At 63.3% G+C, this 16561-nt stretch carries 11 protein-coding genes and 1 pseudogene; 5 read left to right on the top strand and 7 right to left on the bottom strand.

Annotated features, from left to right (window positions below; all coding sequences use genetic code 11):
- Positions 1 to 53: 53 nt before the first annotated feature.
- A complete protein-coding gene (locus AC1MDG_RS08880; RefSeq protein ID WP_479808580.1) occupies positions 54 to 380 on the bottom strand; it encodes a hypothetical protein in 327 nt (108 codons plus the stop codon).
- A gap of 141 nt (positions 381 to 521) precedes the next feature.
- Between AC1MDG_RS08880 and AC1MDG_RS08885 the strand changes: the two genes are divergently transcribed.
- Positions 522 to 1274, top strand: a complete 753-nt coding sequence (locus AC1MDG_RS08885; RefSeq protein WP_479808581.1) for a toll/interleukin-1 receptor domain-containing protein — start codon at positions 522 to 524, stop codon at positions 1272 to 1274.
- A 302-nt stretch (positions 1275 to 1576) separates the two neighbouring features.
- Here AC1MDG_RS08885 and AC1MDG_RS08890 read toward each other — a convergent pair whose 3' ends face one another.
- The gene (locus AC1MDG_RS08890) at positions 1577 to 2017 is read right to left on the bottom strand and encodes a VOC family protein (RefSeq protein ID WP_479808582.1); all 441 of its coding nucleotides are present in this window, start codon (positions 2015 to 2017) and stop codon (positions 1577 to 1579) included.
- Positions 1975 to 2271 carry an ArsR/SmtB family transcription factor gene (locus tag AC1MDG_RS08895; protein ID WP_479808583.1) on the bottom strand — a complete coding sequence of 99 codons (297 nt, stop codon included), beginning with the start codon at positions 2269 to 2271 and terminating at the stop codon, positions 1975 to 1977. Before AC1MDG_RS08895 ends, AC1MDG_RS08890 begins: the two co-directional genes overlap by 43 nt.
- A gap of 211 nt (positions 2272 to 2482) precedes the next feature.
- On the opposite strand from AC1MDG_RS08895, the gene AC1MDG_RS08900 reads away from it, so the two are divergent.
- From AC1MDG_RS08900 to AC1MDG_RS08915, 4 genes are all read left to right on the top strand, one after another.
- Positions 2483 to 2971 carry a hypothetical protein gene (locus AC1MDG_RS08900; protein WP_479808584.1) on the top strand — a complete coding sequence of 163 codons (489 nt, stop codon included), beginning with the start codon at positions 2483 to 2485 and terminating at the stop codon, positions 2969 to 2971.
- Positions 2968 to 3996, top strand: coding sequence for a hypothetical protein (locus tag AC1MDG_RS08905; RefSeq protein WP_479808585.1), 1029 nt, complete (start codon positions 2968 to 2970; stop codon positions 3994 to 3996). Before AC1MDG_RS08900 ends, AC1MDG_RS08905 begins: the two co-directional genes overlap by 4 nt.
- Positions 3993 to 4442: a hypothetical protein gene (locus AC1MDG_RS08910; RefSeq protein ID WP_479808586.1), complete on the top strand. Its 450-nt coding sequence runs from the start codon at positions 3993 to 3995 to the stop codon at positions 4440 to 4442. The genes AC1MDG_RS08905 and AC1MDG_RS08910 overlap by 4 nt, the downstream gene beginning before the upstream one ends.
- A 448-nt stretch (positions 4443 to 4890) precedes the next feature.
- Positions 4891 to 5619, top strand: a complete 729-nt coding sequence (locus tag AC1MDG_RS08915; protein ID WP_479808587.1) for an alpha/beta hydrolase family protein — start codon at positions 4891 to 4893, stop codon at positions 5617 to 5619.
- A gap of 8 nt (positions 5620 to 5627) precedes the next feature.
- On the opposite strand, the gene AC1MDG_RS08920 is transcribed toward AC1MDG_RS08915, so the two are convergent.
- From AC1MDG_RS08920 to AC1MDG_RS08935, 4 genes and pseudogenes are all read right to left on the bottom strand, one after another.
- Positions 5628 to 6659: a DUF4192 domain-containing protein gene (locus tag AC1MDG_RS08920; protein ID WP_479808588.1), complete on the bottom strand. Its 1032-nt coding sequence runs from the start codon at positions 6657 to 6659 to the stop codon at positions 5628 to 5630.
- Positions 6660 to 7502: 843 nt separating this feature from the next.
- A pseudogene (locus tag AC1MDG_RS08925) lies at positions 7503 to 7786 on the bottom strand (aldehyde dehydrogenase family protein).
- Positions 7787 to 7837: 51 nt separating this feature from the next.
- Complete coding sequence (locus AC1MDG_RS08930; protein ID WP_479808589.1) at positions 7838 to 13747, bottom strand: hypothetical protein; 5910 nt, start codon at positions 13745 to 13747, stop codon at positions 7838 to 7840.
- Positions 13744 to 16560 carry a phospholipase D-like domain-containing protein gene (locus tag AC1MDG_RS08935; RefSeq protein ID WP_479808590.1) on the bottom strand — a complete coding sequence of 939 codons (2817 nt, stop codon included), beginning with the start codon at positions 16558 to 16560 and terminating at the stop codon, positions 13744 to 13746. Before AC1MDG_RS08935 ends, AC1MDG_RS08930 begins: the two co-directional genes overlap by 4 nt.
- Position 16561 lies beyond the last annotated feature (1 nt).

Raw genomic sequence — 16561 nt, forward strand, 5'->3', positions numbered from 1 at the left:
TGGTTCCGCACCTTTGGGGCCACCGTTCCAGTGAGCCCGCATCGGCTACCGTGCTACTCATCCCAGGCGAAATCAGAAAGTTCCCAAACGTCGTTGACGCTCTCGCGGTTAGCCTCTGTTCCTGGAGGCATTGTCGCCAGCTCATTCAGGGAAGGATCATGGTCAGTTACATGCCGGATATGCGTAACCACCAAACCCTTTTGATCGTTCGGATCCCCCATGCCGTCAGCAATAGCCCACCCGCCCTCTGGATCATGAAGGACCTGAAGTGCCGGCATAACGCCGTCAAGAACTGAACGCATGACCACTACCCCCAGATCGGCAGGAAACTCATTATTAGGGAAGGGCCAAGGCAAGTACTGAAACATCTCATGACTCATCGACTTATCATCACATCCAGCCTGTGCCCGTAGTCCGGTCGCCCACCGGACGCTTTAATCGCCCGATTGGGGGATCGGCTTGCGGGCACCGACGGGGCCATTGCTGCACTCGGTGTCGTAGGTCTGCAGTATCATCAGCGCATGGCTCAATGCACAGCTCCAAGAGATGGCCACCGCACTGCAAGCGGTCGGGCGAACTGCCCTGCATGCTCGTCCGGCTATGGGCGTTCTTCATACTCGCTGCCTCGGTCGTACCCGTCCTACCCCACACCGGCCGCGCCTGTACGTAGGAGCGGGAGCCTGTCGGGCGGTAGCGGGGGCGGGGGACGTGGTGTCGCCCGCCCGGCTTGGCAGCCCAGCGGGTCGACTGCCTCGTATACGGAGCAGCAGGTGCGCGATCTAAAGTCTGTCCGCGCGGCGACAGTCTTACGGACTCAGGTGAATGACGTGTTCCTCTGTCATGCCTGGCCTGACCGTCAGGCGGCCGCGAATGACGTCTACGAGTTGCTTCTCGGAGAAAACGTGTCGGTGTGGTTCAGTGAGGTGAGCCTGAGACCTGGCACGGACATGCGAGTAGCCATCGACCGTGGATTGGTGAGTTCGCGCATGGGGATCGTGCTGGTGACGCCCGCCATGCTCGACAAGCTGCGTACAGACCGCAGCATTGCGAGCAACGAGCTCAGCGCTCTGCTGCGCCGGAGCCTCTTAGTACCAGTCATGCACGGGGTAACGTTCGAGGAGCTCGACCAGGTCACCCCGACACTCGCGTCGCGTGGTGGATTCAGCACGGCCGAAGAGCCCATGGAAGACATCGTCGTGAAGATTGCCGAGCTCGTCGGAATCGTTACGGAGGAAGAGGCTGACGAACTCCGCATGAAATCGGCCTCCAATTAGCGCTGAGTAGCAAGCCTCCACCAGCGCCAATGCTTACCGTCCGGTTAACGACATCAGCGGCTTGCCCGTTGAGCGGTCGGCGTGCGGAACATCCCAAAAGTGCTTACAGCGTCCGCTGCCGCGGCCCCGAGTGTGTCATAGGGCCCGGCCATAAGAAAGCCCGTTAGAGGGGTGCCAAAGGCGGCAAAATGTCGGCCCAGCGATGAAAGTGCGGGGTCTCAGTTGCTAGGAAGTGGGGCACAAGTAAGTTTCGCGTGCGTCGTTTTCAGAGTCGCTCATGGAAGCATCGTAGGTCCCATCCCTCAACGGGCGTCGGCAGGTTTCTCCGCCGGCTTCATTTCGATGAGCTGGATGAGGTTGCCGCATGTGTCATCAAAGACGGCCACAACGGCGGTGCCGATGTCAGTCGGCGGCTGTGTGAACACCACGCCCTTGCCGGTCAGCCTGGCGTGCTCGGCCTCGATGTCGTCGACGGTGAATTGAGCGAGCGGGATGCCGTTTTCTGCAAGGGCGTCCCGATAAGGCTTCACGGCAGGGTGGCCCGCGGGCTCCAGAAGCAGCTCCGGACCGTCAGGGGAGTCGGGCGACACGACGGTGAGCCAGAAGTCGTCACCGAGGGGGATGTCATGGCGCTTCGTGAAGCCGAGCACCTCGGTGCAGAAGGCGAGCGCTGCTCGTTGATCGTCGACGAACAGGCTCGTCAGGGCAATTTTCGTTGTTCGGTCCTCTTTCTGGTGGGCCATCGTCCCGTGATCTCGGCGAGTGGCTCGGGGTTGAAGTAGTGCAACTTGGAACGTCCGCGCCTCTCCGTCTCGACGAGGCCGGCCGACTCGAGCACGCCGAGGTGTTGCGAGATCGCCTGTCGCGTGAGGCTGAGACCGTGCCGCATCGTGAGCACGGAACAGATCTCGAACAGGGTCTGGCCGCCGCGCGCTGCCAGTTCATCGAGGACCAGACGCCTAGTCTCGTCGTCGAGAGCTCGGAAGACATCGACCATGACAAACACTATAGGCAAGTAATAACTTGCATATCAACGATGGGCAGTTGGACGGCGGTGTCGGAAACTCCAGGCTTGGCCAGCTCTGGACATGTCCAGAGCATGGGCGTTCAATGGAAGGTAGGCGATTCGTGACGGTCTTGGAAGAGGGGCCGTTGGATTGAATGGCGACCGGGCGGCAAACTTCGGCAGCCGCAGGATGGGGGTTCCGATGGACGGCACAGCTTCCGCCAAATATTCGCCGGCGCGATGCGCTGCGGAAGGCTTCCTCGCACTCAATCTTCCGAGCCGTCTTTCGTTGGAACGGCTGATCTCGATTGTTGAGAACCTCCGGCATCGGCAGATTGAGGTCGATGTTTCCGAGTCCCTCAACGGAGGATCGGTCTGCGGTTTATGGCTGTCCACGGACAGCACGGAGATAATCCTGCACGCGCCGACGCCGTCGGCACTACATCGACAGCAGTTCATCCTTCACGAACTGGGCCATATGGTGCTTCGACACGATGAGTTGGTGGTGTCCTCAAACTATGCGGAGACGTTGTTTCCCAACCTCTCCGGCGAGAAGGTGTCTCGGATCCTGGGGCGAAGTGACTTCCTGGACCACATCGAGGCAGCTGCCGAAACCTTGGCGGACCTTTTTGCCGCTGCAATCCGGGACAGCAGCCTCGAGCCGCGGTCGTTTGAACGGATCTTCGGATGATTCAGGACATTGCCGCAGCCGTGATCTGGTGCCTGGCTCTGTGCCTCCTGCCCGATCTGAAGCGGCGTAAAGACCAAAGCATCCTGGTGGCGGCCGTAACCATCGCCACTGCACTCACGCTCAACGTTGACCGGATCTACATCGCGGGGGACCAGCTACTCGGGAACCGCAATCTCCTGGACCTCATAGCCAATATCTTCATGGTTGTCGGTATCTACTTCCTGTCCCGTGCGATCCTGCGCGCCGCCGACGTCAGCGAGACAGTGGACATTCACAACAGAGCAGGGCTTTCGGTTCTCGGGATTGTCGTTGTGGCCTTGATTGTCAGCTTCAGCCTGGTTGACGCTCCGCGGACTTCGACTTCCTTTATGAGGGATTTTGGAAGCCAGTGGCCGGCGGCCGTGTACTCAAGTGTTCAGTTCCTCTACATCGGCGCGGTGGTGGCCATCACCGGCTTTACCTGTTTCAGGTTCCGCGGCGAGATGGCGAGGCCGTACTTCCGTGTCGCTTTCGTGTTGATCGGCCTGGGCTGCGCGCTGGCTGTGGTGCTGGTCCTTGCCGTGCTGGGGATGAACATTCTTCATCTCATGGGTGAGCTCGGGGCAATGACGCGTCTCTCCTACGTTTACGATGCCGCGGAAGTGGGCGCCATGGTTTTCCTTTGCGTGGGTCTGGCCTTGCCGCCCGTCGCACGTCGGCTGGAGCGTAGGTCTGATGCCCGGGCCGCAGCTGTCCTTGTCGAACGACTGGCTGGGCCCTGGGACCGAATAACCTCGGAGCGAGCCGAGATCCGGCTGAATTTGGCTCAAACTGCGACTGATCGCCACGATGCCCCCAAGCGTCGGCTGCATCGGATGTTGGTGGAGATCCAGGACGCACTGTTCGTGGACCCGCACCTTGCCCAATTACTGAGTCAAGATGATCTGGATGCACTCAGTAAAGCGGAGCAGCATCTCGGAACTCGGTTGGCAGGATCCGGAACTCGGCGACCAAGGTTGTCACGGAAAGGGGGCACGACTCCGTGACCGACAGCGACGGTGGGATCTCCGAACAGCCGCAGGCGAAACTCGCGCGGAAGCTGAATCTCCTTTTGGATCTTTTTGAGGCCCAGGGTTCTGCGCCCCTGACATATCCGCAGATAAGCAAGCACATGTCGGACCGCGGAACGCCGTTGTCTCGCTCCCGCTGGGCCTACATGCGTGCCGGCGACAGTTCCATGGCCACGGACCCGCAGCTTTTGAGGAACCTCGCCGAATTCTTCGGCGTTGACCCCGGATACCTTCTGGACGACGACGGCGAGGTTCCCGACTTGGTGGACGCGCAGCTCGAACTACTGCGAACGCTGCGGGAAAACCGCGTGAGAAACTTCGCTGCGAGGCAGCTTCAGGGCATTTCTCCGGAGACCCTACTGCGCCTACGCAAGGCCATAGACGAACGCCTGAAATCTCCCAAAAGCGACGCCGATGCGTAGGGCCGCCACAGCCGTGGCCATAGGCTGTGGCATTGCCGGCGCTGTCGCCAGCCTCGCGGCGGCCTATTTTGCTCGGGAAGTTGTGGTGCCAAAGACGCTGCGGAAAGAAGATCTGGAAATCCGTCGTGTGTTCCAGGCCGCCGACGAAACGTTGATGGTGGAGTTGCCGGCATCGGCGCGGACCACGGCACCAGGCCGCTACAGCATCTGGTTTGCCAAAGGCACAGGGCATGCCTGTATCGGAGAGATTGTCTCCTCTGACGATGCGGCCGGGACAGTAACTCGCCGCGTTGAACGGGTTGACTCCGGCGATCTCATGACTGCCAAGGCCGGCATTTGGAGCGGATACGTCTTTTCTACGCCGGAACCGTTGGGGCTGCCATGCTCTGACGTTCAGATTCCAGTAGAGAACGGCATGGCGCCCGCCTGGAAGTTCACACCGACAGACGTGTCGCGGGATGCTTCCACGTGGGCCATCCATATCCATGGCCTGGGCGGATCGAAAGCCGGCGCGCTCCGCGGCGTCCCCGTTGCGGACCGACTGGGATACACATCTTTGGTCGTTTCGCTCCGGAACGACCGGGTTGCGCCTGCTTCCGCGGACGGCCGGTATCACTTGGGACAGTCCGAATGGCACGATGTCGAAGCTGCGGTGTCATATGCCGTCGGGCAGGGTGCATGCCAGATAGTGCTTTTCGGCTGGTCCCTCGGCGCCTCAATCGCTCTTCAGCTGGCGGCATCCTCGGAGTTCCGGAACCTCATTTCCCGGCTCGTCCTCAATGCCCCCGTTGTTGACTGGAGCAGCACTCTGATGGACAACGCCCGATCCAGTGGACTTCCCGGTTGGGTTGCCCGGCTTGGACTGCAGATGCTGGGTTCATCCGGAATGCGCTGGATCACGGGCTTGGACGTGCCGTTGAACTTTCATGCCCTGGATTTTTTGGCCCGGGCGGATGAACTGCGTGCTCCCATCCTTGTCATCCACAATGAAGGAGACCGCTCGACACCCTTTGCCATTTCGCGGGAATTCGCCGCCCGGCGCCCGGAGCTGGCAACGCTTCTCACTTTCCCGTCCGCGGAGCATACGCAGGAGTGGAATTCCGACCCGGACGGCTGGGACGCTGCGGTGGAGAACTGGCTCCGGAACGGCCCGCCGTCGTCGTCCGTATCCCTATAACTGCGAGGCTAGGAAGCTTCGAGGCCCCAGGGCCGGAAGGCCCGGTCTTTGTCCATGTTCCAGCCGGCCACCATGCCGGAGCCGATCATGAGGTCGCTGAGTCTGGCCAGACGGTAGGCGGGGTCTGCTTCGAGGGCGAGCTGCAGGAACTGGTGGGCTTTGCTGCCGCGGCCTTCCCACCAGTTGACGAAGGCGATGGCGGTGAGGATGGGGGCGGAGTGTTTGGTGCTGCTGTGCGTGTAGGCGTGGAGCAGCAGCTGTTGTGCCCATTCGACCCGGGACCACTGGGGCGCGCCGTGTGTTTGTGCCAAGAGAACGCGGTCCATCGGTTCGTCGATTCCCGGGATATCGGCCATGAGCTGGTCGCGGATGGCGGGGGCCTGGAAGTTGGCAATCAGATTGATGGTCTCATCGTCGTTCGGGTAGCAGATCGCGTCCAGCATGCCGTCCCAGAGCGTCCTGGCTTGTTCGAGGGCCTCGCCCGGGTTCATCCGGTGGATTGCTTTCACGTCCTCGTCGACGGCATCCGCTGTGCGGCCTTCTTTTGTCGAGGCCGGCAGGGTGATGTGGTTGGTCGGTGCGATGGTGCTGCCGCGGTAGATGAATTCGGCGTTGATCTGGCTGGACTGGGTCGCGTTCAGCGGGAGTGTCAGTCCGTCCTGGGGATCGCCGTCGTTCGGGGAGACGGTGTTGTCTCCGACGAGGAGTCCGTCACGGATGGTCATTCCGCGTTCGGCCAGCGCACACGTCAGTGCTGCGATGGTTGCTGCGTGCGGTTTGGGCTGCCCGGGTTTCGGGGGCTCGGAGGTGTAGACGGCGAAGAGCACGCTGGCGGCGCTGGCGTCGTGGGCGAGGTAGTCGGCCACTGTACGGGCGTACTGGAGACCGCCCTCGCGGTTGGGGAGGTCAACTCTGAGGGTTGCGCCGACGCGGTTGTTGTCCAGGGTGATGCACACGAGGCTCTCGTGCGGCCAGAAGCCGAGGGTGTGCCCGACGAAACTGAGGACGTCGGCTGGTGTTTTGATGGTGAGCGGTTCCATGTTCCTTCTCCTTCAGCGACTGGCGGGCACCGGATGTGTCTGTCAGATTTGTGCGTCGTTCTGATAACGGAGTCACCGCTGGGTTTAGGGTCCGGAGTGCAACTTGGGGAACCGGGAGCGATTCAAAGTTTCGGGAGGAAATAAGCGACGGAGGAGCGCCGAACGAAACTTTGGATCGTGAGCGGCGCGTTGGCGCCCTGGTTGTGCGGAGGACCTGCCCAGCGATGATGGGGATCAGAATGACAAACAGCGATGTTGCTTCTGGTGGTTCATGGCGGTGGGGGAGCGGGGCGGCATGACGTCGTCAAATTTTGACGGGTGCGTCGGAAATGCATTGGGTTAGGCGTGCGCCGGATTGGCTTGCGAGGGCGACTTCTGCATGTTGGACGACGGGCTTGTCTGTGAATACCGGAGCACCGCGTTGCTCCCTCATCTCTCCTGAATTGATCCACGGCGAAATAGGAAAGCCCTGCAATCAGCCTGCACGGATTGGCATGCCGAACTGTGGCTTCGAGAAGCCGAACGGCACAGTCGAACACTGGACCAGGCACCCATAGGAAACGCTCATATCCTGCCAGGTTTCGCGCTGCCGCCAGGGACGCGTCAGGTGTCAGGTTGCGGTCTAAGAGTTTCTGGAGCCATTGTCAGAAGTGCCGAATCGGACCCTATTCTGACAGCCTTTCGGCTACCTGCCTGACATCAGGTTGGGGTGTGCTCTAACGGGACGAATTTCCGGACCCGTTCGTCGGTTATCGTGCCGGGTACGGACGTAGGGACTATTTAACGGGAAAGGCGGGCGTGGACATGAATGTCTTCGCCCGCTCTTCCCGTCACCAGGAGAGGCTAGTCGGCCATCAAATGAATGACTGACGTTTTCGACTGAGTGTAGTGTTCGACGGCTTGGGGTCCGAGTTCGCGGCCCAACCCGGAGGCTTTCATGCCACCGAAAGGAAGGGGGGATGGAAAACGCCGTAGGTGTTTGTCCAGACAGTGCCTGCTTCAAGCTTTCGGGTCACACGGTGAACGCGGGAGACGTCCTTGGTCCAGAGACCTGCGGCGAGCCCGTATTCCGTGGAATTGGCCTTGGCCTTGGCTACTGCGTCCTGCTCGTCAGTGAAGGTGTCGATGGCGAGGACCGGACCGAATACTTATTCGCAAGCCGCGTCAGAAAATCCACGTCAGGGGAGGTTGAAGTCGAGCACGCTGTCGTCCAGGTATGCGTTCCCGGCGCCGACCGGGGCCACTGTGTCGAACCAACGTCGGGTGAGGGCCATACTCAACTGGTACGCCCCGCCGATAAGGTAGCCGGGACCGGGAAGCAGCAACGCATGCGTGGCCGGCGCGTTCTGGATTATTGTAAGCGGCACTGGAACCCACTCCACGGTGGTCGGGGTACGCCAGCGGATGATGCGAAGCCCAGCGTTTAGTTCAACCGTAACATCGGCCAACATGGCCCTGTCTTCGGGACTAAATGCAGGAGCCCGGACCCTCGCCTCGTCCTGCGTCCGCAAGTCGGTAACTACCAGGAATTTCCCTTCCAGCCGGGCGAGATATGCGGGGCGACGAGAACGTGGCAGGTTCCGGAACCCGGGTCGACCATCGGGAACTACGAGGCCGCGGACCCCTCCGGTGCGCTGCGGGATCGTCGGGCGCAGTGGCATCGGGTTCTGCAAAGCGGCCTCGATCAAGGCGCCCAGACGAGCGCGATCGGCGAGCGGGACGCCGGGATGCACCACCTTCCGGGCCAGTCCCAGGGCGATCTCCGCGGCAAAATCCATCGGTTCGGGTGATTCTAGAAGCAGCCAGCGATCCGAGGGCGACGCCAAGCAGGTCAGGTGGACCAGGTCCGGGTCCTCCCGCAGCGGCACAGCGAGGGCGCTGGCGACGTCAGAGAATCGGGATTCCTTGTCGCTGGGGGAGGCGTTCGGGGTCATAGCCGCGGCGATCACACCGCTGAGGCGCGCGAGGACTCCCGCCAAGGACTCGGCCGCCGGTCCGGTGTCGTAGTGCTCTACGCCGTTGCACGAGGCAAGATGTTCGGCGAATCCTTCGTAGCGGCTCGTCCGGAATGGCTGCCTGTACATGTCAAGTCCGTGAACCGTCAGCGCGCTGATTGTGGCTTGTGTGGCGTGCAGGACGCACTCACCGGTGCCCCGGGTCTCGCGGGGCACGCTGATCACGGTTTCGCCGACTCGGCACCGCACGGAGTCCGCGAACGCCTCGACAGCGAGTGCGGTGCGGTCGTCCAGACCGGTGAGCGGCATGTTTTCGATCGGGACGCCGGCCGCCGTGTCCACGACCAACGTTCCGGTGGCATCGTTGCCGCGACGGATGCGGACGCGGATGCCTTGCGCGGTTTGGGCCGGGTCGGCGAGCACGGTGATGCCGAGTTCGCCGCCGGGTGCGACGTGGCCCCGGACGTCGGTGCGGTACAGATCCCAGGTGGTTTCGCCGAAGTGTCCGGTCGTGGTTGCGGTGGCGCTCAGCGCGCCCCCGGTGAAGGTCCAGGCGCCGGTGACCGCGGAGAACGCGGTGATGTCGGCAGCCACGAACGGGTCGCGTTCGACAACGGGACTGCCGGCCAACCGCAGGACGGCGACGTATGCGGCCAGTGGCTCCCAGAGCGGGCGGCCGGACGGGTCGAACGGATCGACTCCTACTCGTGGTTGTTTTTCGGTCCATACGTCATCTGGAGGGCAGGTTCCGTTGGAGGACTCGGTCAGCATTCGATAGCGACCGGCGCGGCCATCCAAAGAATGGGCTGCCACTATGTCCAGAATCGCCCCGGAGACCCAAGGATCGGGCTCCGCTCGATGGGCCAGGAACCAGTCCGCGCTTGCGCGGGAGCTTTTGCCCTGGTGGGCTTCCGGGTTGTTGTCGAAGGATGATTCGACTGCGATGGTGACCGGGAGTCGGAAGCCGGTTTCACCGGTGCCGGCGCCGGGGCCGAAGATCCGCAGCGCGTCGGAGAGCACGAGGTGCACTGATTCCTCGCGGTAGGTGAGCCCTCGTCCGCCGGGCGCATGACTGACGATGTACGGTTTCAACTCCCGGCCCGGCTCCGGCGTTTCGTTGAGTCCCGGCGGCCCGGCCGTGACGAAGCCGACGGTCTCCGTGATGGTCGCCGACTCCCATTCGGTGGCGGAATGGCGTACTTCGACTGTGGTGGTGAGGTCGATTTCGTACTCGTGCCGAGCCAGGAAAGTGACCGGCTGAGTGTGGCCTTCGGTGCTGAGCCGTTGGCAACGGTTGGATTCCTGCTCGTAGCGGGCCTTGTCGGCTTGGGTCACGCACTCCACCGAGTCCAATATGACGGTGGCCGGGATGGTTGTGTCGCCGGGCTCCCGGCCTAGGGGATCGATCACGAGCAGGATCGTCCGGAAGGGTCGGCCTGGGTTGATTGGGATGTCCTGGAATCCGGTGGCGCCGGTGTTTTGCTGCGATCGTGCCACCTCATTGCCTTGTGTGTCCAGGGTTAACACGATCAGTTGTGCCTTCTGCTCTCCGTTGACGGCTATCCGGACTACCGCCGCAGCCAGGTCTTCGTTGGCGCTGACTGTGGCGACGGGCTCGTCCGCGGGTGCGAAGAAGCCGACTCGGCTCGCCGTCGCGCCGGAGGTTTGCGGCGGCCTGACCGCGCAGGCGGTGCCGCGGACGCGGACTGGTGCGGGGGTCGCGCGATCCTCATAGAGGAACGTGCGCAGGAAGCCAGAGGGCAGTGTACCCACCCGCTCGGGGGCGAAGTCGAAGCGGGCGACATCGGGTGGGCGGACTTGGCAGCACGGGTAGAACGGGTTTTCTTCGAGTATTTCCGCGTCGGCGATCGGGGTGTCGATCCCGACGGTGAACGGTGCCCGCCCGTTGAGCAGCAGCGTCTTCGGCGCGACCTGGCCCTGGGTTCGAACGTCCTCGTACCAGGACCAGCGGAAATTTCGAGGTGAGGCGGCGTCGGTCAGTCTCTCTACGTCTGTCCAAGCCCCGCCAGCGAGCGGCCGACGCCGCATGGTTAGGCCGACAAGTGTGTAGCGGGTGCTGAGTGCCAGGTCGCCGTCGCCTGCTGTCTGGATGCCGAGGTCGGGATTGACCTGACCGATGCCCAGGGCGTCAATGACCATCATTGAGAAGTTGATTTCGACTACGGCATCCAGCGGAATTGGTTGGGCGTCGCCTTGCCAGACACCGATCCGGCCCCTGAGGTCGCTGACCGAGACCACCTCCGTGGGCTCGCCGCCTCGGCGGGAGTCGGCACGCCGTACGCGTGCTGCTGTGACTCCGTTCAGCGTGTGGGTGGATGCCTGCATCAGGCCGCTGGTAGCGATCGCGCGCTCAGCGGGCTCCAACTCGCCTGAGACGTGCTCTGCCGTCAGTGAGAAGTCGGGCAGGTACCAGGGTGTTTCGAGCCGGAGGGTGAACCGGAACACGAAGTAGTTCGGCACGTGCGCCAGCCATTCGGCGAGGAGTTCGACGCTAATCCCGAAGCGGAGGAAACCGAAGAGGATGATCGCGAGCCCGGCCTCGACCCGCAGCCGGGCTACGAAATCGTTGGTGCCGGAGAGCATGTACCGCATCAGCACTTCGAGGGCGCCCCAACCCTGGAGGGCCATCACGCCCATGTTGCTGGTGAGGGTGACCGTAAGTGCGAGACCGCCTCCGACGTGGGCGTTCTCCTGCCACTCGAAGCAGATCCCCACACGGAGCTTTACTAGGTCGAAGACTTTCGCGAGGGTGAATTTCAGCTTGCCGCCGATCCAGCTGTCCGGGTTGTTGAGCCGGCCGAGCGCGATCAGCCCAGGCTTGTTGCCGATGGTGATGGTGCCGCCGAGTCGGACTTCTGCCAGTCTTTCGGGGAAGTTGTCGATGAAGTCTTTCAGCGACACGTCCACTTGGATCATCAACACGAAGGCGTCGGTCTTAAAGTCGTACTCGAACACACCGATGGCGAGGGGCTTTTTCGCTTTGAACATGCTGAATTCGACGGCGATGATCAGCCCGGCGGTGGTCGGCGCGTCGAATCCGGCGCCGAATGCCTTCAGCTGAAATACCGAACCGCATCCGGTCGTGGAGATACCTAGTCCGAGCCCGAACGCCCATGCGTCCCGGGTTGGCCTCCAGGCCTCCAGGCCTCGCGTTTCAGGAAGCCCCGTTGGGCGGGCGCGTTTGAGCCACCTGTAGTATTTCAGTTCGCCGGCCTGCCGGTCTCCCTCATCGAGCTTCGGCGTAAGGCCGGTGGCGTAGAGCGCTTCAATGCCGCGCAGTTCGAGCGGTCCCATCGGGATCATCCCGAACAGGGCGATCAAGAGCAGGAAGTACTTCTCTGCGTCGCCGTTGACCGGGGTGCGTGTGCCCCAGAACAGGTCCAGCGTCAGGCCCCACTTGTTGCCACCGGCGTAGATGACGATCCCGCCACCGAGACCTTGTTCCTGCACGCGGGTGCCGTCCGGCAGCAGTTCGTCCCGGTAGCTCCCGTGAGCCGTGATCTCCACGACCTCTTCAATCTTGATGGCTAGACCGAGACCACCAAGCTGGAATGATGGCGCGGCGGGGTTGCCGCCGAGCTTGCCGCGGAGTCGCATGAACCAAACTGCGCCTTCGAAGGGAGCGACGTCCACGCGGACACCTCCAGAGAGGGAGAAGTACGTGGCGCCGTTCTCGTAGGCCAGGCCCATTTCGTGAAGCTCCAGCACGAAGATGTGCAGGCGCAGCTGTGCTCCGCGTGGCATCACCATGTTCCCGGAGGGTTTGCCACGGTCCCACCCGATGTCGGTGAGCGCCGCCTCGAAGGGCCTGCCATCTTCCGTATCGACCTTTACCGCTCCGGCAGCGCCCGGCGTTTCGCCCGGTTTCTCGCGGATGATGATGTCCGTGAGGCCTTGGATCGCCGCGCCGGGGTTGGGCGAGTCCTTCGACAGTTCCTGCAGGGAAACCCCGAGCCGGACGCGGAAGATATCGATGACGAATTTCCAGAGATCCAGGCGGATGACCGGGATGTCGTCGCCGACCGGCGGCGGGGTATGTGCGAAGGACACCCGCAGGATGTCGCCGTCAACGAGTCCGATCTCCACTTCGAATTCGCCGCCGGCGCCCGGCCAGGAAATACCGCCCTCCAGTGTAAGGCCGGACCACCAGTCCTCCTCCTGTGACGGGGTTCGGAAGAAGAGTTTGCTGAGGAAGAGATCGAGGTCCCTGCCGATTGGGACGACCAGGGGCGCGTCGGTGAAGGTCAGGAACTCGGACAAGTCCTCGTCGGGGTCCAGGCTGCGACGCAGGCCGAGGGATCCATGCAAAGGGACTGGGGCGAGCACCGAGGGCAGGACGATATCTTCGAGGACCAACTGTGCCTCATCGGCGATTCGTAGCCGAGACTTGAGATCGTGCAGCGGCCCTTCGGTGTGTGTGAAGTCGAGTTCGATGCCGCCGAAACCGAGGGCACCGCCGCCGAAGGGGATTGCGTCGGTTGCGAGGTCGCGCACGATCCAGTCGGCCTGCGCCCGGGCCGCATCCGGCGCTGAGAGGAGGGTCAGTTCGTGGACCGCGTTGACCGGGACGCCGAAGAATCGGCACGCTCCCACGCTGATAGGCAAGTGCGGCTCCAGGTGCACCTGACCGGCCGCGTCAAGAAGGAATGAGAAATCACGTTTGATCACCGACTCGGGGTCATTGTCGGCCAGCGTAATCCCGATGTCCGCTCCACGGCGCTCCTGGTCGGGGTGGGCACTCAACAGCCCGGTCGGTACCCGAACCTCCAAGGGCAGCGTGTCGATCTGCACAGTGCTGCCGCCGACGATAGGCTTCGAGACTCGAAAATCCGTGGACCATGCAGCAGTCGGCACGAAGAGGAATCCCAACTCCGGGAACAAATGGCTAACCAGGCGCACGGGAGCCGGCGGCTGGCCTTCGATCAGTGTAAGTTTTCCCGTCACGGTCACCGTGCCGTCCGGTCCCACCTCAGTCGCGGCATCCTCGACCTCAATCGCGTCGGCCAGTTGACCGGCCGCTCCTTCGGCATCGCCGGTGTAGGGGAAGGAGGTATTGATGATGTCGTCCGGCCACTGCTCAGCGAACGACGTGAACAAGTCGGCCAGTCTCATGGCGTCTCCAGGTGGCTGCTTGGGTCGATGATGGTGTCGAAGACTGCGTCCGCCTGCGCGCCAGCGATGGCCGCAGTGACGCCGCCGATCACGGTGGCGGCGGCGGCGATGGTGGTCAGTACGGATGTAGATTCGGTTAACTCAGCGGCGAGGTCGAACTCAGCCGTGTACGGCTGGGCCTCGAAGCCGGAGAACCGGTTTCCGACGGTGAATTTGCGCTCGAAGAGTGCCAACCCTGCAGCCGGGTCCCGTAGTGCGACGCGGGCGTATTCGGGTGTGATGCCGAGGTGTTCGGCCCAAAGCGCGCTCCGTAGGTCGCGGATCCAGTTGTCGGCGCCGTCGGACACGGTCTCTCGCAGAGCGAAGATGTTGCACTCCCCGTCAGAGTAGTAGCCGCGGCGGTTTGAGTTGGCCGAGCCGATGGAGGCGAATGCGTCGTCGATCAGCATGATCTTGGAGTGTACGTAGATTGCCGGAAACGATCCGGTGCTCACCGCCGCATCCACTGCGTGCGCTTTGCGTTCCGTGCCGCTGGCACCTGTGAACAGGCGACTCGCCCCGGCACGGTCGACGTGCAGTCGACGGGTCGCCAGATTGGGGGCGCCGGCAACAGTCTGGTAGGCACGCATTACTTCGTCGCCGATGGTGAGCCAGAACGGGGTGGCCGGAACGCGATCGGCCGGGCGCAGTACGACGATGTCCTCGGTCGGAGCGAGTTCCGAAGCGAGCCAGAGGCGGCCAGAGGCGGAGTCGGTGGTCGTCGATGTGTGGGAGAACTTTTTGCGGAGATACCCGACCTTGCACCGGTCGCCCCAGGCGGCCCGCATGTCGGCGATGAACTGCTGACGGCGGGGCACGCCGAAGGGCTGGTCCGGGCTTGAGGGGATGAGGATGATCAGCGGCCCGGAGACCTGTGCTGCCGCTGCCACGAGTGCGTCCCGGATCCGCGGCGGGGGAGTGAGGTACTGGTCCTCGAAGAAAATGTACCGGCGGGCGCGGCCGATGGCCTGGACCAGTGTTTCGAGAATCGTGCTCTCCCCATTCGGGGCGAATGTGGGAAAGCCGCGGCCCGATCCGGGCGCCGGGCGGAAGTAGGTGCGGGCCACCTGCACCACGTCCGGCCCGCCGGTGGGCAGATCGGCGAGGGCGCCGGCGCTGTCGAGTGCGAGTACGGTGGGCGAAGCGCGTCGCCAGCGCTCGATAAATGTCGTGGCAAGTTCGCCTGCGGCCTGACCGTTCACCCGTGCGTGCACGTCGTGGAAGGGCGCCTTAGAGGCGTGCGTGGTGTCCTGTGTGCGGTTGGCTGCCAAGTCGATGCCTCCGCAGTATGCGTGGATGCCGTCGGCGTTGTGGACCACCTGTATCTTCTGGTGGAAGACGGTGAATTTGCGCGTTGCGTCCAGGACCAAGTCCACCAGGGTGTTGCCGGGCTGGGCGATCGGGTTGTCGGCGGTCTCGGCATCCACGGGGTCCAGATGCGCCTCGACTCCGGCGATGGCGTCGAGCGCATCGATGGAGCCGCGATTTAGTTCGAAGCCGTCGATGATCGAGTCGACGTCGGCCGAGCCGAGGAAGAGTGCGACCGCGACGGCCTGGGTGTGCCCGAAGAAGGTGGCCTGGTCGGGGTCGTCCTGGAAAATTGTGGCGACGGCGCCAGCGAGGGAGAGGAGCGCCGCTGCCAGTGCACCGGCGGTCTGTGCGTCGCTCACCCAGCCGGGGTTTAGCTGCAGCATCTGCAGCGCCAGGAAGCGCGGGTCGCCGCCGGCCGCGCCCATTGCGGTAGCGATTTCCTCGACGGTGCGCCGCGGCATCGTGTCGCTGGCCGGTACCAGCTTCGCGTCGTGTTCCAGTGAGTACCCGGTGACGTAGAACGCACCCTGTGGTCCGGCGTCGATCGCCTTGTTCAGTTCGGCGAATAGATCGGCGAAGTGGTCGGGGCCGTCCACGAACGGCCGTACCACGTTGCCTCGGGTGAAGCGCTGCAGGGCTGCGGACTGCTGCGGTGAGAGCCATTCGTCGAGGGTCGCGACGTGGACGGTGTCGGAGTTCGGGGTGAGGAGCACGACGCCGTTGGGGAAAGCGACACCGTCTGCCGACGCAATTACCTGAGCCCCGTTGCCGACATCGACGGTGACGCCGGCGAGGTCAGCCCGGGTCAGCCCCAGTGCCGTCAGTGCGTCGCCGGTCGGCCCCAGTGGTATTGGCGCACCGCCGGTCAGCTGGATGGTTCGCCCGGCGGCGGGGCTCCCGCCGGGTTCTAAGATCCGCAAGGGTTGCTCCAGCGCGGCCAAGCCGGTGAGCAAGTCAGCCAAACTGGGCGTACCCGGACTGAGGCCTTCCGCGTTGAGTGCGGAACCCAGGTATCGGAGTATGCCGAGGGTGTCCAGGCCGGGCTTGCCTGACAGGGCCGCGAGGATCGTTAGTTCTGCGACGCTGATCGGATTTCCGTCCAGGGTCACAGGGCTCCCGAGCGGGGAGCCTTTCTTTTCACCGGTGTCAGCGGTCGCGTGTGCGTTGGCGGTGAATCTCAGGGCTATCAGCGGATTGCCTAGCGGCAGCCGGGATCGCAGGTCGCCGTGAATGAGTACATCCGCAGCCGAGCCCCAGATCCAGTGCACGTCGCTGCCGGAGTCTTGCGCATGCCGCCACCGGCCGGTCGCCGGGAAGCGCAGTGCAGCGGACGGCCCGGAGCCGCTTACTGCGGGATGGCCAGTGGCAGGTGGGAAGGTGAGCTTGAGCGCGGCGGGCAGGTCGGACGCCACCTTGTGCTCCCAGGTCCAGCCCGTGAGTGATGCGAGCGGTGCAGTGAACATG

The sequence above is a fragment of the Arthrobacter sp. AIWTK1 genome (genome assembly GCF_056680535.1).